Origin of the sequence: Moheibacter sediminis (assembly GCF_900176425.1) — a bacterium.
Classification (GTDB): domain Bacteria; phylum Bacteroidota; class Bacteroidia; order Flavobacteriales; family Weeksellaceae; genus Moheibacter; species Moheibacter sediminis.
The window spans coordinates 493791-515561 of sequence record NZ_FWXS01000001.1; the positions used below are offsets into that span (position 1 = coordinate 493791).

Genomic DNA, 21771 nt, shown 5'->3' on the forward strand with positions numbered 1-21771 from the left:
TTTATTTTTTTAAACTGATGGGTGTCACAAAAACCGAAATTTTTACAGAACAGCAGAACCATTTAGCTGGTATTTTAAAGGCACTGGCTCATCCTGCCCGTATAGCTATACTGCAACATATCATTAAACAAAATGCCTGCATCTGTAATGATCTGGTAGAAGAATTGGGATTGGCACAAGCGACAATTTCACAACACTTGAAAGAGCTGAAAAATATTGGTATCATTAAAGGAAATATAGAAGGAACTAGTGTATGTTACTGTATTAATGAAACAGTCTGGAATGAGGTTAAGAAGGAACTCAATAGCTTTTTTGTCGAGAATGTAAATAGTAAAGAATGCTGTTAAGCGTTTTTTTTTAACACCAAAACATCGTAACATTGCAATATAACATTTATTGAATTAATATCAGAAATATGAAGTTATCAAAAATTAAAGAAATCCTGCCAACATTAGTAAATGTTGGATTTCAATTAGAAAACGGAACTTTAGTTCCAGAACATTTCCACGTTACCGAAGTGGGACAAATTACTAAAAACTTTATAGACTGTGGTGGCGTAATCCGGTCAGAAAAAGTTGTAAACTTCCAATTATGGAATGCGGACGATTTCGAGCACAAATTAAAGCCAGTTAAACTATTAAACATCATCAAGCTATCCGAAGAAAAATTAGGTATTGAAGATGCGGAAATTGAGGTGGAATACCAAAGCGAAACGATTGGCAAGTATGATTTGGATTTCAACGGAGATACATTTGTACTGAAAAATAAAACAACAGCCTGCTTGGCTCAAGATGCCTGCGGGATTCCTTCAGATAAACAAAAGAAAAATTTGGCGGAACTGCCTGTAAATAATGCTAATGCTTGTACTCCAGGTGGCGGATGTTGTTAAAATTGAATTTATATGTTTTCAAAAATCATTCATACAGATAATTCAAAGACAACAATCATAATCCGACTGATTGTTGGAGGTGTTTTTTTATCGGAGGGCATTCAGAAATTTCTATTTCCTACTTTACGGGGAGCCGGGCGGTTTGAAAAAATTGGCTTGCCATCTCCTGAATTTCTTGGAAGTTTTGTAGGCATATTTGAAATCCTTTGCGGAGCACTTATTTTGCTCGGGTTGCTTACAAGGTTAGCAAGTATTCCGCTCATCATCATTATGCTGGTTGCCATTGCCACGACCAAAACATCTATTTTGGCTAATGAGGGTATTTGGGAATTGCTGCACGGTAGCCGTACGGATTGGGCGATGCTTTTGGGAAGTATGTTTTTGTTAATCAAAGGTGCAGGTAATTGGTCTATTGATAAAATCGTAATGAGAAATGGAGCGTGATATTCAAATAAAGGAAATTGCCAAGCTCTTTCTCAAGCTTGGTTTTATTGGCTTCGGAGGTCCCGCGGCTCATATTGCTATGATGCAGCAGGAAGTTGTTGTCAAAAAGAAATGGATGAGCGAACAGCATTTTTTGGATTTGTTGGGAGCTACTAATCTCATTCCTGGCCCCAACAGTACAGAAATGGCGATACACATCGGCTATGACAAAGGCAGTTGGAAAGGGTTAATTGTTGCGGGGTTATGCTTTATTTTACCTGCGGTTTTCATTACCGGGATATTTGCATGGTTGTATCAGCAATACGGACAATTGCCCGAAGTACAGCCCTTTATTTACGGTATCAAACCTGCAATCATCGCTATTATCATAGGAGCTGTTTTTCCATTAGCAAAGAAATCTGTCAAGTCCACATTCTTGGCGGTTGTAGGTATTCTTGTTTTGGTACTGTCATTATTCGGCATTAGTGAAATCTATTTGATGTTTGGAGCGGGATTGCTGGCAATGGGTTTGTATTCTATTCAGAGCAAAAGAAATACGCTCCAAAGTTTTATCCCGCTCGCATTCTTACAAATCGCACAAAGCCCCTTACTCTCTGAAACAAATACCAAATTATTTTGGATATTCCTGAAAATTGGTGCTATCCTCTATGGAAGTGGTTATGTTCTTTTCGCCTTTTTAGATACGGAGTTAGTTGCAACGGGCTTACTCACCCGGCAGCAATTAATGGATGCTATTGCTGTTGGACAGTTTACCCCAGGTCCTGTTTTTTCTTCTGTTACGTTTATTGGCTATCAAATCAACGGACTATCCGGAGCAGTTATTTCTACGATTGCTATTTTTCTGCCGTCGTTTATTTTAGTAGCATTGCTAAATCCCTTGATGAAAAAAATGCGCCAATCTAAAGGACTGTCCATTTTTCTCGATGCGGTCAATGTGGCATCTGTTGCAATCATAGTCGCTATTTGTCTTACAATGGGCAAAGAAACTATTACTGATTGGCGGACGATATTAATTGCAATGATAAGTGCGATCGTAGTTTTCAAATTCAAAAAAATAAATAGTGCCTTTGTGGTTATTGGAGGAGCATTATTAGGGTATTTATTTAATCTTATCTAAAGTTATCTTAAACAAAATATTTAAACAATAAAAATCAGACAAAATGAAAATAGCATTATTCAGTGATATTCACGCCAATTTACCTGCATTAGAAGCATTTTTTGAAGATGTTGAAAAAAGAAAACCAGACAGTATTTATTGTTTGGGCGATTTGGTGGGCTATAATATTTGGCCAAACGAAGTGGTAAACGAAATCCGTAAAAGGAGAATACCAACCATTGCCGGAAATTACGATTTTGGCATTGGCAGAATGAGCAACGAATGCGGTTGTGCCTACAAAACAGACAGTGAAAAAGATAACGGAAATATTTCTATTTCATTCACAAATTCTTTGATGAAAGATGAAGAAAGAGCGTATTTGCGTACACTTCCAGCCCATATCAAAGTAGAATTTCAACTGAATGAAGATAAATTGAATTTGCTTTTGGTACACGGAAGTCCGAGAAAAATAAACGAATATCTTTTTGAAGACCGTGAGGAAAAAAGTATGCTTCGCATTATGGAGCAAGCCGATGCAGACATTATGTGCTTCGGACACACACACAAACCTTATCACAGAGTTTTAAATTCGGGTATTGACGGTCAAAATCATTTCAGACACGCCATTAATATCGGTTCGGTTGGTAAACCGAAGGACAGCGATGTAAGAGGCGGTTATGTAATGCTTACGATTAATGAAAACAGTTCTGTGTTGGATAAAGATAGTATCAGTGTAGAATTTATACGCTTTGATTATGATATTGAAAGGGCTGCAAAAGCAGTTGAAGAAAGCATTTTACCAAACGAATACGCAGAAAATTTAAGAAGAGGTTACTAATCTAAAATTTATAAAAATGGAATTTCCAACCGATAGAAAGTATTCAAAAGAACATACCTGGATAAGCATACAGGACAACACAGGTACAATAGGCATTACAGAATTTGCGCAAAGTGAATTGGGCGAAATCGTATATGCGGATTTACCAAACGTTGGATATAGTTTTCAGCAGGACGAAGTATTCGGCTCTGTTGAAGCAGTTAAAACGGTCAGTGATTTATTTATGCCTGTATCGGGTAAAATCACTGAAACGAACGAACTACTTTTGAAAGCACCCACACTCATAAACGACAATCCTTATAAAGACGGTTGGATGATAAAAATTGAAATAAAAGACATTACAGAATTAGAAGACTTATTGACATCAAACCAATATAAAGAACTTACAAATTAGCCATGCAACCAAAATTAAAATTCTTAGACAGATACCTTACTTTATGGATATTCCTTGCAATGGCAATTGGCGTGGGTTTGGGTCATTTCTTTCCCAAAATCTCTAATGTTACCAACAGCTTATCTGTTGGCACTACCAATATTCCATTGGCAATAGGATTGATATTGATGATGTATCCACCCTTGGCAAAGGTTGATTATTCCTTATTGCCCAAAGCATTTAGAGATAAAAAAGTAATTGGCATATCCTTATTGCTCAATTGGGTAATCGGCACGGTATTGATGTTTGGATTAGCGGTTTTGTTTTTACGTAACGAACCCGATTACATGACAGGCTTAATTCTTATCGGTTTGGCAAGATGTATTGCCATGGTCATCGTTTGGAGTGACTTAGCTAAAGCAAACAGAGAATATACAGCTATGTTAGTTGCATTAAACAGCATCTTCCAGATATTTACTTACAGCTTTTTAGTTTGGTTATTCATCAACGTATTACCTGCAAAATTAGGATTAGCCAATTTCAATGTAAGCGTATCCATGAAAGATGTTACCGAAAGCGTATTGATATATTTGGGTATTCCATTCCTGGCAGGTTTTTTAAGCCGTTACTTCCTTATAAAATCAAAAGGTATAGAATGGTATAACCGAAAATTCGTCCCCGCAATATCGCCAATTACCTTATACGCTTTATTGTTTACGATAGTATTAATGTTCAGCTTGAAAGGCGATAAAATACTGGAATTACCAATGGATGTAGTAAAAGTAGCCATACCGCTAATCATCTATTTTGTGTTGATGTTTTTCGTGAGCTTCTTTATCAATAAATCTCTTAAAGTTCCTTACGACAAAAACGCATCCATCGCATTTACAGCCACAGGAAACAATTTTGAATTGGCAATAGCCGTAGCAATATCGATTTTCGGCATTCATTCGCCACAGGCATTTGTAGGTGTTATCGGCCCACTGGTAGAAGTTCCTGTACTCATATTATTGGTAAGGGCAAGTTTATGGCTAAAGGAGAAATATTATAGTAAAAAAGACTGAATTTAAATTTCAGTCTTCTTACCCTTTCTTCTACTGGATAAATTCAAAATCACATATCCTAAGATACCCGCAATGAGTGATGTTATTAAAACAGATAGCTTGGCCTCTTCAATGAAAACCTGATTGTCAAATGAAAGCATAGATATAAATATGGACATTGTAAAACCTATTCCAGCTAATAATCCTAAGCCAATAATGTGAATAAGGTTACTGTTTGCAGGAAGTTGACCTATCCCTAATTTAGAACATATCAAAGAGGTTGCAACAATGCCAATGGGCTTACCAAAAATTAATCCCAGTGAAATACCTAAACCTAACGGGGAAGTCAGTCCTTCTATCATTTCCTGATGAATTGTAATATTTGTATTAGCGAATGCAAAAATGGGAATAATCAGAAAATTTACCGGTTTTACAAGTGCATGTTCTAGTTTCTCTAACGGAGATTCAACTTCTGTATCATTGGTTGGCAAGGTCATAGCTACCAGTACACCTGCTATAGTGGCATGAATGCCAGAATGATGCACAAAATACCATACAAAAACTCCTGGTATTAGATATAGATAGGGATTTTTAACATTAAAACGGTTCATCAAAATCAGTACTAGCATTCCAATTCCGGCATAGCCTAGATAGCCTAACTCAATTCCGGATGAATAGAAAATTGCAATGACTAAAATGGCAATCAAGTCATCCACAATCGCTAAAGCCGCTAAAAATATTTTTAAACTGGTTGGTACTCTTTTGTCTAACAGCGAAATTACGGCCAATGCAAAAGCAATATCCGTAGCCATAGGAATACCCCAGCCGGAAGCTGTTTCACTACCGGAATTAAAACTTACATAAATCAATGCGGGTACTACTGCTCCACCGATAGCAGCAAGGATAGGCAAAATAGCTTTCTTGGGAGAAGAGAGTTCTCCTTCAACAATTTCTCTTTTAATTTCCAGACCTACCAACAGAAAAAAGATTGCCATCAATCCGTCGTTGATCCACATACTTACGGAATAATTGAGGTGTATGGCTTCATTTTCATACCCCAGCTTTGTGTCCAATAAATTTTGTAGCGGAGCGGCCATTGATGTATTTGCCACTATCATTGAAATCACTACGCATAAAAAAAGGAGGAAACCTCCAAAATTACTTGATTCAACAAAGTCTTTGAAAATCTTTAGATTGATTTTTTTCGGCATATTTATCTGTAAAAATTAAATATCGCAATATACGAATAATGTTGCGAATGAGCTAGCAAAAGGGATAATTACTGCTTAAATTACAGAATAAGTTTTTTCCCATTATGAAGAATATGGCTGAAATAAAACTTATTAATAAGTTAGTAGAAGGAATTACTTTATTCACTATGAAAATCATTATTAAAATATTCCTGCGCGATTTTTGCTACTCCCACACTAAAATATCTTCCGCCATTGATAACAACTTCAATGGCTTTCTTGAAATCGTCTGTATCGCTACCAATGAGCAAATAACTAGAAAAACCAATTTCAAAAAGAGGTTTTACGACTTTTTCAGCATCAATATCACTATGAGCAATAAGCTTTATGGTTGGATATTCTGTCCTTAATTCTTGAACCTGTGCCAGCACATTCTTGTCGTAAAAATCAAGGTCAATAATACAAACATAGGGAAGTTCATTCAATGAAAACAATTGTGATAGTCCATCTTTAATGCTTTCCGAACGAAATAAGACTTCAGTTCCTGAAGCAATGAAATCATTGCAAATCAAATCTAAAATTGGGCTTTTATCATTGATAAAGGCGAGGGTGATTTTTTGTTGTGTTGTACCAGATTCCATAATATTGTCAGATTTTGAGTTAATGGAGTTTCCTGCACAAAAAGAAAGCGCAGGCAACTACACTTACCGCACATTGAGGTACTGGTATACCCGACAACGAATAAGCGAGCGCCCACGCCTATGGCATGAGCGTTCTTCCTTATTGTCCCGTTGTCTAAAAATTACCAGTTTTCAATGTGGGACTTAAAGCAAAAACACTTTAAGTATTTCTATATTTAATAAAGCAAATGTACGAATGTTACAGATTATATACAATTATGAACAAAGGGCAACAGCAATTTTGTAAATTTACAACAAAAGGAAGCAAATGTTTAGACATAAAGGCAAAGGTCGTACTTATACACACAACCTAAAATTAGCCTCAATATTATCCGGTGTAGCAGGTGTCGTAAACATTACCGGTGTTTTAGAATTACATACGCTAACTACTAATGTAACAGGTCATTTTGCTTTTTTTTCTGAGGAACTTGTTTTAAGAAATTACAGAATGGCTTTTGCATATTTATTTTACATTTTGTTTTTTCTGTTTGGAGCGTTTGTTTCAAGTCTTATTATGGAGTGGGTTTCAAAATACAAACCACAAACACCTTATATTATACCCATATTCCTTGAAATAATCATATTATTGGCGGTGAGTTTTTCAGCATTTTTACTACCGAATGAATATGCCAGGTTTTCAATTCTATTATCGTCAGCTCTACTTTTTTCTATGGGATTACAGAATGCATTGGTAACAAGGGTATCCCAATCGGTGGTAAGAACTACCCACCTGACGGGTTTGTTCACGGATCTGGGAATAGAACTGTCACAGCTGTTCTTTTACAGAGATCGGCCAGAACGGATACAGTTGAATAAAAGTATATTCTTAAAGCTGGCAATCATCTGTTGTTTCTTTTTGGGTTGTATAATAGGTGGCTTTACTTATTCATATCTTGAATTAAGAACTCTTTTGCTTCCGGTAGGATTGTTATTTTTCGCTTTATGGTATGACCGGTTATTGTTTCGGTACTATTATCTGAAAAGAAAGTTCAGAAACCATCATTGACCGTATTTTTCCCGGTATAGTTCTCTTCCAGTATCCTTACCAGATCTGTTTCCTTATAAATTATCTTACCTCCAATTTGTATAAATGGCAGGATATTATCATCACGATATTGCTGTAAAGTCCGTTTGCTGATATGTAACAGCTTGCAAATATCTTCGCCCGAAAGATATATCTCTCCGTTCATTACGGGACGGTAGTTTTTCAGTATTTCTTCGATACAGTTTCTCAACTGCATTATCATTTCCTGATGGACGACGATTTCATCAGCTTCATTCGTCAGTAAATTCATTGTCATTTGTATTATACGGCAGTCCGGCTTCGAGTAAAGCCTGTACGTCCGAGCGTTTGTAATAATTCTTGCGGTTCAGTTTGGAATAAGGCAATAAGCCTTTGTCCTTGTAGGTCTGCAAAGTCCGTTTGGTAATGTTCATCATCAAACACACTTCCTGGTTATCGAGCCATTGCTCTTCTTTGAAAATCGGGGTGTATTTCCTTACAGCATTTTCGGTCATTTCCAAAAGTTCCCTTAGCTCATTTTTCATTCCGTCCAATGCGGATTTTTGTATTGCGATAACTTCCATTTTTTGCTCATTTTTTCTGTGGAAGTCGAAGATATTAAGGGGTGTTACAGGGTTGGAAAATGTAGTATTGATTGGCGTTGAAAGGTAGTGTTTGGCGTTTTACGTTTGCTACAAACGAAAAATCGGATAACCTTTTGGGCTATCCGATTTATTCAAAATATTGTTAGAAAAAAGTCAGTGTTGAGCAGGTTGCTCTGTCTTTACTTCCTGTTTTTCCTTATCCTTTTTCATTTGGCTGTAAGTCCATATACAGACAATACCGACAACAATTAAAGCATAGGCAATCCATTTGCCGATACGTTCTATAAAACGGGTAAATACAGATGCTTCAAAACTCGAAAATCCCTCTGCACCCATACCATTACGCCTGTAAAATTTCCTGCGGTTTATCCAATAAATAAGCACTATCGCAATAACGATAACAATAATACCAAACACCAATTGAGCCGTAACTGTATCCATACCCGTTAAGATTATAATTCAAGTAAATTTAAACAAAAAACAACGTACACCGAAAGCTGAAAAGCAAAAAACCGACCTGTAACAGTCGGTTTTGCTTTTATATAAGTAGCATTAATCACTACTGTTGAACTGAAAGCTCAACTGCTTTTCGTTACCGAAGTTATCCGAAATCCAAACCTCAAAGGATTGTGATACGGTAGATGACGAAGTGTAATACAACCGGAACTGCTCCGTTGGCAACGAATACAAATCGTTTGGCAAATACGGTGGTTCGTCATAATACCGCAATGTGCCTTGACCGTCAAATTGGAAGTAGCGGAGAAAATATTGCGTGTTGCTGTAATTGCCTGTTCGCTGTATGGTAATCCGTATCTCTACGGTCTGCCCACTGGCAACATCTTTGGGTACAGGCATTACTTTGACCTCAAAAGGGAAATCGTTCTGTATTTCGAGTTCATCGTCTTTGCTACAAGATACCAACGTAACCGAAGCTGTGAGGATTGCCAAGAGTACATATATTGAGCTTAATCCTATCCTGAATTTATTGAATATTGCTATCATTGTTTTTACGTTTTAAAAATTAAACCTTAATCCCACGCCTGCGGACGGTCGGAACTGTTCCAAGTCTGTACCCCACAAAACCTTTGTACGCCCTTGCAGGACTAACACAAAACGGTCGGACAGGTACGTTTCAAATGTGAGCCGTCCACCAGCTCCGTAGATAAAATTATCCTCGCTCAAAATTTTTGCTCCATCATACAACATTGCTTCGCCACGGTTGATACTTTCGTAACCGACTACACCTGTTATTCCGAAGTTCAGCGTGATGTTCTTACGGGCATCGCCCAAGAGGAAGAAGCTGTAACCGCCCTCTGCGGTATAAGTTTCCTGCGGTATGCGGAGGTCTTTATAATCGTGGTATTGATGAGTGTATTCCAACGCCCAAAGCTGATAGTTACCATTTTTGCCGTTTACGGTCATTGCTACATTGATATAATAATCGTTACCGATTTTATCATCGGACAGCACACCCGTACTCACTTCCAATCCTTTCTGTTTAGGTAACATTCTTTGTGCCTGTGTGACCGTGATGGCCATAAAGATGAGCATCACGGTATAGATATACTTTTTCATATTATTTACTTTAAAAGGTTATTAAAATTTCAGGTGCATATCGTTAATCAAACGAGCTTTGATTAAGTCGGAATTTTCTATCTGGAGCGTTTGATGCCTGCCTCCGTTTTTCTCGAAAATCTCAATCAGCAGTACCTTGTCATCGGCAATGGTAAATTGGTCTAACAGGAAGACGTTTTGTTCGATTGTTTTTCCAGCAATGTCGTCCAGTGGCTTGTAAGTCCTAAGCGGTATCATCGGGCGTTCCTGCACTACGGTACGTTTGGCTACCTTTTTATCCACTACCTTGAAATTCATAAAATCAATCTGAAATGGCACATTGGTACGGTTTCTCAATTCCGTATGGAAATAGTATTTGCCGTTGTGTATGTAAATGCCTTTGAGGATAAACTGAATACCGAAGCTCTTAGCCCCGATATGCTTTACAATACGTTTGTCTTTCTTGTAAATCGTTTCCAACAGCAAGCCTGCCAATGACGGAGAATTGTTGCCCAATTCTTCAAAAAGCACATCGTTACCATTGGCTTTATCTACTGCCTTTTGCATCGTGAGCAGGTCATAGCTCATTGCCTCCGGATAGGAACTATAATACACATTGAAGCTGTAAAAACGTCCGTCATTCGTAATGACTGAAAAATTGGTTTCTGGTTCAAAATCCCTTACCGTTGCTTTTACACGCAACACGTTTTCTGCATCTTCTGCTTTTCCTGCAATCAGATATTCGCTGCCTAAATCCACGTAACGGATAGCGGTCGGAAAAATCAGGTGTGAAGTCTTATCATAGGTAACTTCCATTCTATACGGTTGTATCTTGCCCAATGCAAGTTTAGTTCTTGCACTATCCTGTGCGTAAGACTGTACGGCAAAGCCGAGTATCAGGGCAAATGCCCAAAAGGTTTTTAAATGATTTTTCATTGTTTAAATTATTTGAGTTCAATATTATTTTTTAGATACAAGGAAGACCTGATGCCCCGCTTTTAGCGTAACCTTTGGGGTTCTTACCTTTTTGGCGAAATAGCCCGAAACACCCTGTACCACGCCACGGCTTAAATCAGCAGCAACCTGTTGTCCTGCATTCTGCGTGAGCATTATGCTTGTTCCCGAAGTCTGGCTCATATTGCCCGCCATTTCGGTAAGGGCGTTCATTTCGGGCGAATACGGAACGTACAAGCCTTGCTGTCCGTCCAAATCGTAAATGGTTATATCCACCGGAATGATGTTGCCCTCTAATTCTACGGAGGTAATTTTTAGCTGTAATCGACCTCCCTGAAATTTAGCGTTAGCTGTTACAATCGTTCCTTTTGGAATGGTACGTTGAGGCGTTTGGGCTGGCTCTAACAATCGCAATCGTACCCCTGTTTCGCCGATAACCGTTTGTGCATCGTGTACACAGGCTTTGATACTGTTTTTCGGTTGTGCCGTTTGCTCAATAGAACCTGCGGTATAAAAGCCCCGGTTTCTTGTTTCGCTCCAATCGGCTAAAAAGGCACTGTCCGTAGGCTCACGATACAAAGCGGAAACGGTGTTCTTTCTTGTAGGTGTGAATGCCACAAAATGCTCCTTTTGAGTTGAACCTGCGGTAGCCGTACCTGCATCCTTAGCAGGTGGGGCTTCTGTCGAATTTGTACCTGTTGGCAGATACTTTGCCGCCATCTGGTAGGATTTCTCCATTAGGGCAAGCTGGTCATCAACGGTTACAGATTTAGGTACATCTTTCTCGGCTAATTGTTCTTTTAGTTCGTCCAATTGCCTGCGGAGTTCTGTTGTTTCAGAGTTGTTATCCTGATAAAATGAACCCAATGTGCTTTGTGCATTGCGGTAACTGCTCAATGCAGGATTGCCGTTTCTTCCCGAACCTCTGCCAACGCCATAGCTGCTGTTTTCGTCTTCTTCGGGAAATTCATCATTAGGCTCTTTTTTGTCTTCAGTATTCCAATAGTCAGAAAGCGTGGTAAGTGCATTGCGTTTTTCTTGCTCTTTGCGTTCCAGCATTTCCAACTCGTAAGCCTTGCCTTTGTCGGCAGGCATTCCTGCTCCGGTAGCCTCCGGTACTGCATCGTTCAGCCCAATGTTCTCAATTTCCTTTTTGTCTGCGGATGGTTTAAATATGAGGTACATACAACCTACGAAGACAATTCCCATTAAGCCAAAGATGAGTGGCTTTTTGAGCTTTTCGGCTTTGTTCTGTGTACCGTCTTGCAGTCCATCAGTGGTTGCTGCCGGGCTACCCTCGGTTACCCGAACAACCGACTTTTTGTTCTCATTTTCTTTCATAAATCTTGTTTTTTAGAATTGTTGATAATGTGTCCTGCAATCTTGCAGGACTTTCACTTTTTTTGAGGACAGGGTTTTCGATATGCTCGATGACCATATCGTTACCCGACTTTGAGGTATCGTACCATACTTTGCAAATGACACCTGCCGTAAGCAGTAGATACCCCACAAAAAAGTAAAGTGTGTATTGGTGCTGTTTCCGCAAGGGCAATGCCCGCCAGCGTTCGTCCAGCTTGTCAAAGTACCTGTCCATATTTGCTCTTAGTTTTTTCATAACCTTACTATTTCTGTTGTTATAGCTTGAAACGCTTAGGACTTTGACCTGCCTTTTGCTTCGGTTCTTCATTGACCAAAGCGACTGCCTCAACCGCTTTGGGTGCGGATATGACTGACAGGTTTGTCAGTTCCGATTTTTTCAGCAGTTGCCCAAATTGGTCTTTCCTTGCAACCTCCATTCTGTTAAGCGAGAATTTGCCGTTCAGGTATTTTACCCACATACTGCATTCTACACTTGGCTTGTCTTCGCCCGACCATTGCAGGTAGCCCGTCAGCAACAAGTCCTGTTTAGGCAAACTATCTGTACCTTTTTGGCAGTTTTCGAGGTATTCGCCGATACTTTCCTTCAACTTTCCAGCATACGCTCCCTGCGTATGGAAATAGCCGTTATATCCTTTATCGGTAAGGATTTTTGCAAACGTGTTTAAATCTGATAATGCTTCCATAAGATTGTTTTTTTAGCGTTCGATAACTTCTATATCCCTGTTTTCTATCACTGCAAACTTTTCGATGTTGAAGCCTTGCGGGTTGTTGTCCGAACGGACAGAGTTCACGAGATAGCAGGAAGTAATCAGGTTACGCCTGGTCACGTTGCTCGAACGGATAATGAATTGTTTGGCGTAGGTACGCACCGCATAAGGATAGGTGTCGAAATTGCACACGACACTATCCACCTCAATGCGTTGCTGTACATTCCCCGAAATAATCCTGCTGTAATAGCCCTTTTCCGACAGGTCTTTGTAATAATCAAAAGCTGATTTATCGGCAAGGTTGAATGCCCTGCTCATATTGCTTTCGATAGCGTTCTTGTCGGGAGCAAGCGTAAAAAAGAGTTCGTGAAAACGCCTGACGTGTTCCCTTGCTTCCACAGGTCGGTTGATACTTGCATCTTGCGATAAGGCAAGCATCAACGATTTTCCATTATCCAGCACATAGATTTTTTGGCGTTGTTCGTCTACAAAGCTGTAAGATTTCCAAAGTGAAAATCCTACCACGCTTAGGCAGAGAACGGCAAATACAATGGCATACAGCCGTATTTGCCTAAAACTGTTTTCGATATTTCTTAATGTTTTAAATTCCATTTTTAAATGATTTGATTGTTTTTATTTCCCCATTAACTTGCCACCGATATTTCCAACTGCCGAACCTGTTCCTGCTCCGGCGATATTTCCGGTTTTCATTGCGGCTTGGTTTACGTTACGGGTAAAGTTCCCTGCACCGCCTGCCTGAATAATCCAGCCTGTTACCGTTGGGATAGTGAAGTAGCCCACGATACCGATTATCATAAAGATGATGTACACGGTATTTGAGGTATCAGGAATGTAAGTCGGGTCGGCAAGCATTGCTATATCCTTTTCGATAATGAGGGATTGTATTTTGGCAAGCATAGAGCTGAACAGGTCTGCCACAGGCAACCACAGGTAAACGCTGACGTATCGGGTCAGCCATTGCGTGAGCGTGGACTGAAAACCGTCCCACACGCTTATCGCAAAGGCTATCGGCCCGAGTATGGACAGGACAATGAGAAAGAACGTCCTTATGGTATCAATAACCAAAGCTGCCGCCTGAAACAGTACCTCTAACAGATTGCGAAACCAATTCTTAATAGCTTGTTCGGTTTGGTAGGCAAACCTATCCATATACATTCCCGACATCGTAATCAAATCGCCGGGCGACCAGCCCAATTCTTCGAGCTTTTTATCAAATTCCTCATTTGATACGAGATAGGCTGTTTCAGGATTTCGTAGCATAGCTTCCCGTTCGAGCAGGTCTTTTTTCGCCTGCAAATCGTTGAGGTCAAGCACCTGATTTTCGAGGATTGTGTGAGTACCCTGTACCACCGGACTTAACACGGCATTGATTGTTCCCAATACGATAGTTGGGAAAAACATAATGCAAAGCCCCAAAGCGAAAGGACGGAGCAAAGGGTACATATCAATGGGTTCAGCCCTGCTCAAAGCCTGCCATACTTTTATGGCAACATAGAACAAAGCCCCCAATCCGGCTATCCCTTTAGCCACTGCCGCCATATCGGCGGACAGTGGGAGCATCTCATCATATAATGAGCGTAGGACTTCGTGAAGATTTTGAAATTCCATAACTACCAGTATTTTTGGTTAGGAGTTCCATAGAGGTCAAGCACTCTTTTGGTATTGTTCTGCTTTTTTGCTCTTAGAATACTTACAGAGATATTCTTATTGGTATAGTAGCGTACCAAGCTGTGGTATTCCTTTACTTCTTTGTACACTCTATCAATAATATCCATACGCTCTTTGTCGTTCAGCGAAAGGCTTGATGAGGTTACAATCTGTTTGAGTTCTTTCAGCAGTTCGGTACTTTCATTCAGCAATGCCGAATAACCATTGCTGATAGCTGCCAATTCCTGTGCAGAAAAATTCGGGTCGTTCATCATCTTACCGAAGTTGGTAACATACATTTCGGATACGTCACCGACAAGCAATACAGTCTGCTGTACCTTACGTGCATCTTTTACAAGATTATTTACAGCTTGTAGCTTGTCGTAATACTCCTTACCCTGTTTATACACCTTTTCCACTTCCTTGAAATTTTTAATTACATTGGATACCGTGGAAGAAGTCTGTACGATTTCATTCGCACTGTTGAGAATACCTGATGCCAGATTTGTGGGGTCGGTTACTACCCATTGTGCTTTTGCGGACGGTGCTACGGCGAGCATTAGTGCCGTACACACCATAAAAAGGAACTTTTTCATTTTTATGAATTTTAAAATGTTAATGACTATTGATTTGCTTTGTCACGCCTTTGCATTGCGATATGCTTAATGGCGAGTTCTACGTTACCGTCCAATTCGGAAGCTAATTGCATTACCTCCATTTTTTCGGTTTCTTCTGTCGTGTATGCGAGGTATTCCTCCAAACTAACTTCGGTGGCATAGACTGCCGAGTTCGTACCACCTAAGCCAATCCAAACCTCTTTGTACAGTCGGCTTGCATCGTTGTTCATATTGATAGAAAGTACCTGACCTTTTTCCTTATCTGTAAGCCCCAACATTGCCTGTATGTCATCGAATTTATTCATATACTTACGCTGGTCTAAGAGGATTTTACAGTCGGAATTGTTGATGATACTTTCTTTTACAATGGGCGACTGGATAATATCATCTACCTCTTGCGTAACGACAATCGCCTCTCCGAAGAATTTGCGGACGGTTTTAAATAAATATTTTATATACTCCGCCATTCCTTCTTTGGCAATCGCTTTCCACGCTTCTTCAATCAGGATGAGTTTTCGGATACCTTTCAGCCTCCGCATCTTGTTGATAAAAACTTCCATAATGATAATTGTGACTATGGGAAAGAGGATTTTGTGGTCTTTAATCGCATCAATTTCAAACACGATAAAGCGTTTGGAAAGCAGGTCTAACTGCTTATCGGAGTTCAACAGATAATCGTACTCTCCACCTTTATAGTAGGGTTCGAGAACGTTTAAAAAATTTGCTATGTCAAAGTCTTTTTCCCTTACCTGTTTTTCTTCGAGTACCTTGCGGTAATCGCCCCGTACATACTCATAGAAACCGTTAAATGATGGGTAAACATCGTCCGTTTTGATACGTTCGATATAGCCGCTTACGGCATTGGAAAGAGCAACCTCTTCAGAACGGGTTGGCGGTTCATCATCACGTTTCCAGAGTGTCAGTATTAAAGTCTTGACACTTTCACGCTTCTCAATGTCGAACACGCCATCATCGGTATAGAAAGGGTTAAAGGCAATGGGATTGTCTTCGGTGTATGTAAAATACACGCCGTCTTCGCCTTTGGTCTTTCCTTTGATGAGTTCGCATAAGCCCTGATAACTATTCCCTGTATCCACCAACAGGACGTGAGCACCCTGTTCGTAGTATTGCCTTACCATATGATTTGTGAAGAACGATTTTCCCGAACCCGATGGCCCCAAAATGAATTTGTTGCGGTTCGTGATAATCCCACGCTTCATTGGCAAATCCGATATATCCAAATGGATAGGCTTTCCGGTCAGGCGGTCAGCCATTTTGATACCGAACGGAGAGGGCGAATTGTGGTAGTTGGTTTCTTCCGTGAAGAAGCACAAAGCAGGCTCAATGAATGTGTAAAAACTTTCCTCGCTCGGAAAATCGCCTGCATTGCCCGGCATTCCAGCCCAAAACAAAGTGGCTACGTCCGTAGTGTTGTGGCGAGGCTTACACTCCATCAATGCCAATGCACTACCGCAATCGTTCTTTAACTGTTTCAGCTCCGCAGGGTCTTCCGACCACGCCATAATGTTGAAGTGTGCCCTTATGGAAGAAAGACCGAACGAATGTGCTTCGTTCAGGTATTTTTCTATCCACTCTTTGTTGATTTGGTTTGCCCTGCTATACCTTGCCAAAGAGTGCATATTCCTTGCAGACTTTTCAAACTTTTGCAGGTTGTCTTCGCTGTTATCCAAAAACAAATATTGGTTGTAGATATGGTTACAGCTAAGGAGTAATCCCACAGGAGCAGCGAACGACAAACGGCAGTCGCTCCGGTCGGTGGATAGCTTTTCAAAACGGGTATCAGCCGATACCGTTCCGGGCAAATCGTCTGTATCGGACAAGGTGTGCAGGCTCAACCTTTTGTTTCCGATACGGACTTCTTCCGTTCCGAGTGCGATGTCCTGCATCGGTGTTCCGCTTTCCCTTGACAGGGTTAGGTACTGTTCCAACAATCCCTGCTTTTCGTCCGTTCCGATGATTTCATCTTCGGTAAGGCGTTGCAGGGTTATGAAACCGCTATCGTTCACGATACGCTCAAACTGTGCCACGGCTTCCATAAAGCGGTGTATCGTTTCCTTGTTCCTGATTTCCTTTGGTATGAGCGTACCTTTGCAAAGCGAACTGAAGTTGCTTTGCATACGCATTCTTTCCTTAGTGGTCTTGGTCAGGAACAGGTAACAATAATGGTTCAGAAATGGTCGCTCATTAAAATGGCGTTGGTAGGATTTAGCCAAAAAACTTTGGTCTTCCTTTGCCAAATCGGGAGCATAGCTTTCTTTGATGTACCAATCCTGTTTGTGGATGACCGTAAAATCCGGCAAGGTCTTGATAGCCTTATGCCAGGCGGAGTGAATAGCTTCGTATTCCGCCGATGCTACCGTAAACAGTTCCGGCAAACGAACCTCAAAGCAGGCGGTAATGTCCGCATCTTTGGAAAGGATGCAGTTGTTTTCTACTGCCAACAAAGGAAATTTGTTTTCCAGCGTTGTTGTCTTTGCAACGTTTCTCATAGGGCATTCGATTTAGGAGTGAATTTTAAATAGCGGTGTACAGGCTTGCGACAAATGATGTATCGGGGATGTCTTTTTCCTGCCCCGATTTTCATTAGCCCGTGCTCGCCATATTTCCTGTTCAGTGAAAAGGTCTGCCATACAATCAGCGAAGCACCACCAGCACCGAGAAACAGGCAGATGTAAGAGTTTATTCCTGCCATATACAGTATCATCACGAAGATGAGCGTGCCGAGCAGCCCACCTGCGAAAATGAACAGGTATTGTGCTTTCAGACCCTTAAATTCCACCGTTCTTCCTATGCCTTTGTTTATGTTGTAATTGTTCATAAACTAGAGGATTAAAGAAAGAATGAACGCAGGATGGTAGCTGCCACGATTAAAAAGATACACGCACCAAACCAGCTTGCCGCAGTTTTGGATGTATCGGGGTCGCCCGAACTGAATTTGTTGTACACCTTAACGCCTCCGATTAACCCGACTACTGCACCTATGGCGTAGATTAATTGGGTTGCGGGGTCGAAATAAGACGTTACCATTTGGGTAGCCTCGTTGATACCTGCTGTACCGTTTCCCTGTGCGAAAGCACCAATTCCTGACAGCATAGCCACGGCTGCCAGCAAAACTTTTTTTCTCTGTTTTTCCATAACTGAAACACATTAATTTGTTATTGTTATCCCGCACCTTGCGGGCTTTCGGGACAAAGGTGTTTCAGAAATTAGAGCGTTATAAGAAAGTGGCAGTCAGTGGAATTGTTTGGCGGTGGGTGGCGTTATAGAGATGAAAAAAAGAGGATATATATTTATTGGACAATGTTTATTTACTATCTTCGCAAAATGAAATTTATATCTTTAATATTAGCCGTTTATGTATTGCTGTTATCAGCAGTACCGACTTTTATTGAGGATAAATGTATGCAGGAGCATACAACCGAGCAAGGACAAAACGGACAGGAAGACCAAGATTGCAATAAGGGTTGTTGTTCGCCATTTTTTAGCTGTAATACCTGTACGGGATTTGTTTTAATTACTTTTCATTTTTCGGTTACACATTCAGTAAAAGAACCGCAAAGAAAATTAGGAACAATGCCAACACCGCCTGTTTCTGATTTTCCCTTTTCCGTTTGGCATCCCCCACAGCTTGTTTAATATCTAGTGCTTTCAGCACAGTTTATTTCCTGCGGTGCTTAGCACCGCTATAATCCATTTATTCATATTAAGCATCATTTTTACAATGAAAAAAATACTTATTGTGTCATTTTTTATGGCACTAAACCTTTGTGTATATGCACAAAATACGTTCAAAGCTGTAATTAAAGACAGTGAAAAAAAAGAGCTTTTAATGGGCGTAACCGCACAGGTTACGGGAACTACAATCGCAACAACTTCAGATGAAAACGGACAAATCATATTAACAGGTATTCCAAACGGTTTGCAGGAAATTCAATTTAGTTATGTTGGTTTTGCCCAACGTACCGACAGCTTTAATTTTCCGTTAAAAGATACAACCCCGATTGAAATCCTACTTTCTGAACAATCGGAAGATTTGGAAGAAATCGTTATTTCATCAACAAGAAGTACAAGAACTATCCAAAATATCCCTACAAGAATTGAATTTATCGGAGGTGAAGAATTGGACGAAAAAGGCAATATGAAAGCAGGGGATATTCGTATGCTTTTGAGTGAGAGTACAGGTATTCATGTACAAACCACATCGCCCACAAGTGCCAACGCAAGTATTCGTATTCAAGGGCTTGACGGACGATATACGCAAATCTTAAAAGACGGTTTCCCGATTTATTCGGGTGCTTCAAGTGGGTTAGGTTTGTTGCAAATCCCACCCCTTGACTTAAAGCAGGTGGAAGTTATCAAAGGTTCAACTTCCACGCTGTATGGTGGTGGAGCAATAGCAGGTCTGGTCAATCTGATTTCCAAAACACCAACGGAAGAAAGGGATTTACGCTTTCATTTAAACGGAACATCGGGCAGAGGTTTAGACATCAACGGTTTTTACGGACAGAAGTTTAAGAAAATCGGAACGACAATATTTGCTTCGCACAATCGCAACGGAGCTTACGACCCTGCACAAATCGGGCTTTCTGCCATTCCCCAATTTGAAAGGTATGTACTGAACCCTAAATTATTTGTTTACTTCAATGATAAAACAAAAATGAACTTTGGTATCAATACCACCATTGAAAACCGTTTGGGTGGCGATATGCTCTACATCAAAGGCAAAGGAGATAACACCCATCAATATTTTGAAGAAAACAAAACACAGCGTTATTCCACTCAATTTGTTTTTGACCATACTGTAAACGAAAACAGTTTTGTACAATTCAAAAACAGCGTAAGTTATTTTAACCGCAATACGGCTATTCCGAATTACGAATTTGAGGGAACGCAGACCGCTACTTTTACGGAAGCAAGCTATACGCACAGCAAAGAAAAATCGGAATGGGTAACAGGCGTTAATATTTGGACTGATAATTTTAAAGAAAAACAGATTACTGCATTTCCGTTGAGGGATTATACTCATACCACATTCGGGGCTTTCGTTCAAAATTCTTTTAAGGCTACCGATTGGCTTCAATTGGAAGCAGGTTTAAGGACGGATTATGTGATTGATTATGGAGCTGTTTTTTTGCCAAGAGTATCGGCATTGTTTAAGATTGCAAATGGATTGACTTCACGTGTCGGGGGCGGATTTGGCTACAAAACACCAACCATTTTTACCGAAGAAAGCGAACGCATACAATATCAAAACGTAATGCCTATTAACGATAAAACCAATAAATTAGAAAGGAGCTACGGAGCAAATGCAGACATCAACTACCGTACTAATATAGGCGATGATTGGACATTCAGCATAAACCAATTGTTTTTTTATACTTATCTGGATAATCCTTTGTTGCTTCAAAATCCATCTGCTAATCTTTATCAGTTCATCAATTCATCGGGCTACATACATACTAAAGGAACAGAAACCAACGTAAAAATAGGATATGATGATTTGAAACTGTTTCTGGGCTACACCTTTACCGATACCCGATTGATTGAAAACGGAACAACTACCGAAAATCCATTAACCCCAAAACACCGTATTAACTCTGTACTGATGTATGAAATTGAGGATAAATGGAAGATTGGTTTAGAAGCCTATTATTTCAGTCCGCAAAAGCTCAATGACGGAACAATAGGAAACGATTATTGGACATGTGGCTTTATGGCTGAAAAGATTTGGGAAAGATTTTCTTTATATATCAACTTTGAAAACTTCCTTGATACAAGACAGACACGTTTTGATAACATTTATACAGGTACTATAACCAACCCTGTTTTTAAAGATATTTATGCACCATTGGACGGATTTATAATTAACGGAGGAATAAAATTTAAACTTTAAAAGATGAACAAAACAATATTCAATATTACAAAAATGGATTGCCCAAGTGAGGAGCAGTTAATCCGTATGAAACTGCAAAACTTTGATACGGTAAAATCATTAGAGTTTGATATTCCAAACAGAAAGCTGAACGTTTATCACAATGGAAATCCCGACCCGATTTTAACGGCTTTGGGAACACTAAACCTGAATACTACATTGATTTCAACTGAAGAAAGCAATGCAATTTTTGAAACAGATACAAATAATAACCAACGGAAACTACTTTGGACTGTACTGATTATTAATTTCGTTTTCTTTGGATTGGAAATGGTGTTTGGCATTTTTTCCAATTCAATGGGTTTGGTAGCTGATAGTTTGGATATGCTTGCGGACAGTATCGTTTATGCTTTGGCTTTATTCGCTGTGGGTGGAACAATAGCAAGGAAAAACAACATCGCCAAATTTGCAGGGTACTTTCAAATCCTATTGGCTGTTATTGGTTTTGTTGAAGTTATCAGGCGTTTTTTAGGCTTTGAAAAAATGCCCGATTTTCAAACTATGATTATCGTTTCTGTTTTGGCACTAATGGCAAATATATTTTGTCTTTACCTGTTGCAAAAGAACAAAAGCAAAGAAGCCCACATACAGGCAACTATGATTTTTACATCAAACGATGTTATTATCAATTCGGGTGTTATCGTTGCAGGGCTTTTGGTTCATTGGCTCAATTCAAGCTATCCCGATTTGATTATCGGAGCTATTGTATTCTTAGTTGTGGCAAGGGGGGCATACAGAATATTGAAGTTGGCGAAATGAGTGAGAAAAAATTGAGCC

General features: G+C 39.8%; 28 protein-coding genes. 11 read left to right on the forward strand and 17 right to left on the reverse strand.

The window, feature by feature from the left end:
* The first annotated feature begins 17 nt into the window (after positions 1-17).
* From B8977_RS02235 to arsB, 7 genes are all read left to right on the forward strand, one after another.
* Complete coding sequence (locus B8977_RS02235; protein WP_038699345.1) at positions 18-347, forward strand: ArsR/SmtB family transcription factor; 330 nt, start codon at positions 18-20, stop codon at positions 345-347.
* 68 nt (positions 348-415) lie between these two features.
* On the forward strand, positions 416-889 hold the full coding sequence (locus B8977_RS02240) for a DUF6428 family protein (RefSeq protein WP_038699347.1): 474 nt from the start codon (positions 416-418) through the stop codon (positions 887-889).
* Between the two features lie 12 nt (positions 890-901).
* Positions 902-1333, forward strand: coding sequence for a DoxX family protein (locus B8977_RS02245; RefSeq protein ID WP_038699349.1), 432 nt, complete (start codon positions 902-904; stop codon positions 1331-1333).
* Positions 1323-2450, forward strand: a complete 1128-nt coding sequence (gene chrA / locus B8977_RS02250) for a chromate efflux transporter (protein WP_038699351.1) — start codon at positions 1323-1325, stop codon at positions 2448-2450. Before B8977_RS02245 ends, chrA begins: the two co-directional genes overlap by 11 nt.
* 43 nt (positions 2451-2493) lie before the next feature.
* Positions 2494-3267 carry a metallophosphoesterase family protein gene (locus tag B8977_RS02255; RefSeq protein ID WP_034727251.1) on the forward strand — a complete coding sequence of 258 codons (774 nt, stop codon included), beginning with the start codon at positions 2494-2496 and terminating at the stop codon, positions 3265-3267.
* Positions 3268-3283: 16 nt separating this feature from the next.
* Complete coding sequence (gene gcvH / locus B8977_RS02260; protein ID WP_038699354.1) at positions 3284-3661, forward strand: glycine cleavage system protein GcvH; 378 nt, start codon at positions 3284-3286, stop codon at positions 3659-3661.
* Positions 3662-3663: 2 nt separating this feature from the next.
* Positions 3664-4704: an ACR3 family arsenite efflux transporter gene (arsB, locus tag B8977_RS02265; protein ID WP_038699356.1), complete on the forward strand. Its 1041-nt coding sequence runs from the start codon at positions 3664-3666 to the stop codon at positions 4702-4704.
* 2 nt (positions 4705-4706) lie between these two features.
* Here arsB and nhaA read toward each other — a convergent pair whose 3' ends face one another.
* Positions 4707-5894 carry a Na+/H+ antiporter NhaA gene (gene nhaA, locus B8977_RS02270; protein WP_038699358.1) on the reverse strand — a complete coding sequence of 396 codons (1188 nt, stop codon included), beginning with the start codon at positions 5892-5894 and terminating at the stop codon, positions 4707-4709.
* 158 nt (positions 5895-6052) lie between these two features.
* Complete coding sequence (locus B8977_RS02275; protein ID WP_038699360.1) at positions 6053-6514, reverse strand: response regulator; 462 nt, start codon at positions 6512-6514, stop codon at positions 6053-6055.
* A gap of 307 nt (positions 6515-6821) precedes the next feature.
* Here B8977_RS02275 and B8977_RS02280 point away from each other — a divergent pair, with 307 nt between their 5' ends.
* Positions 6822-7559 carry a YoaK family protein gene (locus B8977_RS02280; protein ID WP_038699362.1) on the forward strand — a complete coding sequence of 246 codons (738 nt, stop codon included), beginning with the start codon at positions 6822-6824 and terminating at the stop codon, positions 7557-7559.
* On the opposite strand, the gene B8977_RS02285 is transcribed toward B8977_RS02280, so the two are convergent.
* The 15 genes from B8977_RS02285 to B8977_RS02355 form a co-directional block, all read right to left on the reverse strand.
* A complete protein-coding gene (locus tag B8977_RS02285) occupies positions 7543-7848 on the reverse strand; it encodes a helix-turn-helix domain-containing protein (protein WP_038699364.1) in 306 nt (101 codons plus the stop codon). The genes B8977_RS02280 and B8977_RS02285 overlap by 17 nt on opposite strands.
* Positions 7829-8140 carry a helix-turn-helix domain-containing protein gene (locus tag B8977_RS02290; protein ID WP_038699366.1) on the reverse strand — a complete coding sequence of 104 codons (312 nt, stop codon included), beginning with the start codon at positions 8138-8140 and terminating at the stop codon, positions 7829-7831. The genes B8977_RS02285 and B8977_RS02290 overlap by 20 nt, the downstream gene beginning before the upstream one ends.
* Positions 8141-8314: 174 nt before the next feature.
* On the reverse strand, positions 8315-8602 hold the full coding sequence (locus tag B8977_RS02295) for a hypothetical protein (protein ID WP_034727228.1): 288 nt from the start codon (positions 8600-8602) through the stop codon (positions 8315-8317).
* A gap of 111 nt (positions 8603-8713) precedes the next feature.
* Positions 8714-9163, reverse strand: a complete 450-nt coding sequence (locus tag B8977_RS02300) for a DUF3872 domain-containing protein (protein WP_034727225.1) — start codon at positions 9161-9163, stop codon at positions 8714-8716.
* Between the two features lie 12 nt (positions 9164-9175).
* Complete coding sequence (locus tag B8977_RS02305; protein WP_034727223.1) at positions 9176-9736, reverse strand: conjugal transfer protein TraO; 561 nt, start codon at positions 9734-9736, stop codon at positions 9176-9178.
* Between the two features lie 21 nt (positions 9737-9757).
* The gene (gene traN, locus B8977_RS02310) at positions 9758-10651 is read right to left on the reverse strand and encodes a conjugative transposon protein TraN (RefSeq protein WP_034727220.1); all 894 of its coding nucleotides are present in this window, start codon (positions 10649-10651) and stop codon (positions 9758-9760) included.
* A gap of 24 nt (positions 10652-10675) precedes the next feature.
* Positions 10676-12010: a conjugative transposon protein TraM gene (gene traM / locus B8977_RS02315; RefSeq protein ID WP_034727217.1), complete on the reverse strand. Its 1335-nt coding sequence runs from the start codon at positions 12008-12010 to the stop codon at positions 10676-10678.
* Positions 11997-12284, reverse strand: coding sequence for a hypothetical protein (locus B8977_RS02320; RefSeq protein ID WP_019974903.1), 288 nt, complete (start codon positions 12282-12284; stop codon positions 11997-11999). Before B8977_RS02320 ends, traM begins: the two co-directional genes overlap by 14 nt.
* A 19-nt stretch (positions 12285-12303) precedes the next feature.
* Positions 12304-12732, reverse strand: a complete 429-nt coding sequence (locus B8977_RS02325; RefSeq protein ID WP_019974902.1) for a hypothetical protein — start codon at positions 12730-12732, stop codon at positions 12304-12306.
* Positions 12733-12744: 12 nt separating this feature from the next.
* The gene (gene traK / locus B8977_RS02330; RefSeq protein ID WP_038699372.1) at positions 12745-13368 is read right to left on the reverse strand and encodes a conjugative transposon protein TraK; all 624 of its coding nucleotides are present in this window, start codon (positions 13366-13368) and stop codon (positions 12745-12747) included.
* A 21-nt stretch (positions 13369-13389) separates the two neighbouring features.
* Entirely contained in the window at positions 13390-14385 is a 996-nt protein-coding gene (gene traJ, locus B8977_RS02335) for a conjugative transposon protein TraJ (protein WP_034727213.1), read from the reverse strand.
* Between the two features lie 2 nt (positions 14386-14387).
* Positions 14388-15020 carry a DUF4141 domain-containing protein gene (locus B8977_RS02340; RefSeq protein WP_019974899.1) on the reverse strand — a complete coding sequence of 211 codons (633 nt, stop codon included), beginning with the start codon at positions 15018-15020 and terminating at the stop codon, positions 14388-14390.
* 26 nt (positions 15021-15046) lie between these two features.
* Positions 15047-17551 carry a TraG family conjugative transposon ATPase gene (locus B8977_RS02345; protein WP_034727207.1) on the reverse strand — a complete coding sequence of 835 codons (2505 nt, stop codon included), beginning with the start codon at positions 17549-17551 and terminating at the stop codon, positions 15047-15049.
* The gene (locus tag B8977_RS02350; protein WP_034727204.1) at positions 17548-17880 is read right to left on the reverse strand and encodes a DUF4133 domain-containing protein; all 333 of its coding nucleotides are present in this window, start codon (positions 17878-17880) and stop codon (positions 17548-17550) included. The genes B8977_RS02345 and B8977_RS02350 overlap by 4 nt, the downstream gene beginning before the upstream one ends.
* Positions 17881-17891: 11 nt before the next feature.
* Complete coding sequence (locus tag B8977_RS02355; protein ID WP_026706465.1) at positions 17892-18197, reverse strand: DUF4134 domain-containing protein; 306 nt, start codon at positions 18195-18197, stop codon at positions 17892-17894.
* Positions 18198-18386: 189 nt separating this feature from the next.
* Here B8977_RS02355 and B8977_RS02360 point away from each other — a divergent pair, with 189 nt between their 5' ends.
* The 3 genes from B8977_RS02360 (at position 18387) to B8977_RS02370 (ending at position 21753) form a co-directional block, all read left to right on the forward strand.
* Entirely contained in the window at positions 18387-18698 is a 312-nt protein-coding gene (locus tag B8977_RS02360; protein WP_026706464.1) for a hypothetical protein, read from the forward strand.
* Between the two features lie 85 nt (positions 18699-18783).
* Positions 18784-20955 (forward strand): TonB-dependent receptor, encoded by a 2172-nt coding sequence (locus B8977_RS02365; RefSeq protein WP_038699376.1) that lies wholly within the window; start codon positions 18784-18786, stop codon positions 20953-20955.
* A 3-nt stretch (positions 20956-20958) separates the two neighbouring features.
* Positions 20959-21753, forward strand: coding sequence for a cation efflux transmembrane domain-containing protein (locus tag B8977_RS02370; protein WP_026706462.1), 795 nt, complete (start codon positions 20959-20961; stop codon positions 21751-21753).
* Positions 21754-21771: the final 18 nt, after the last annotated feature.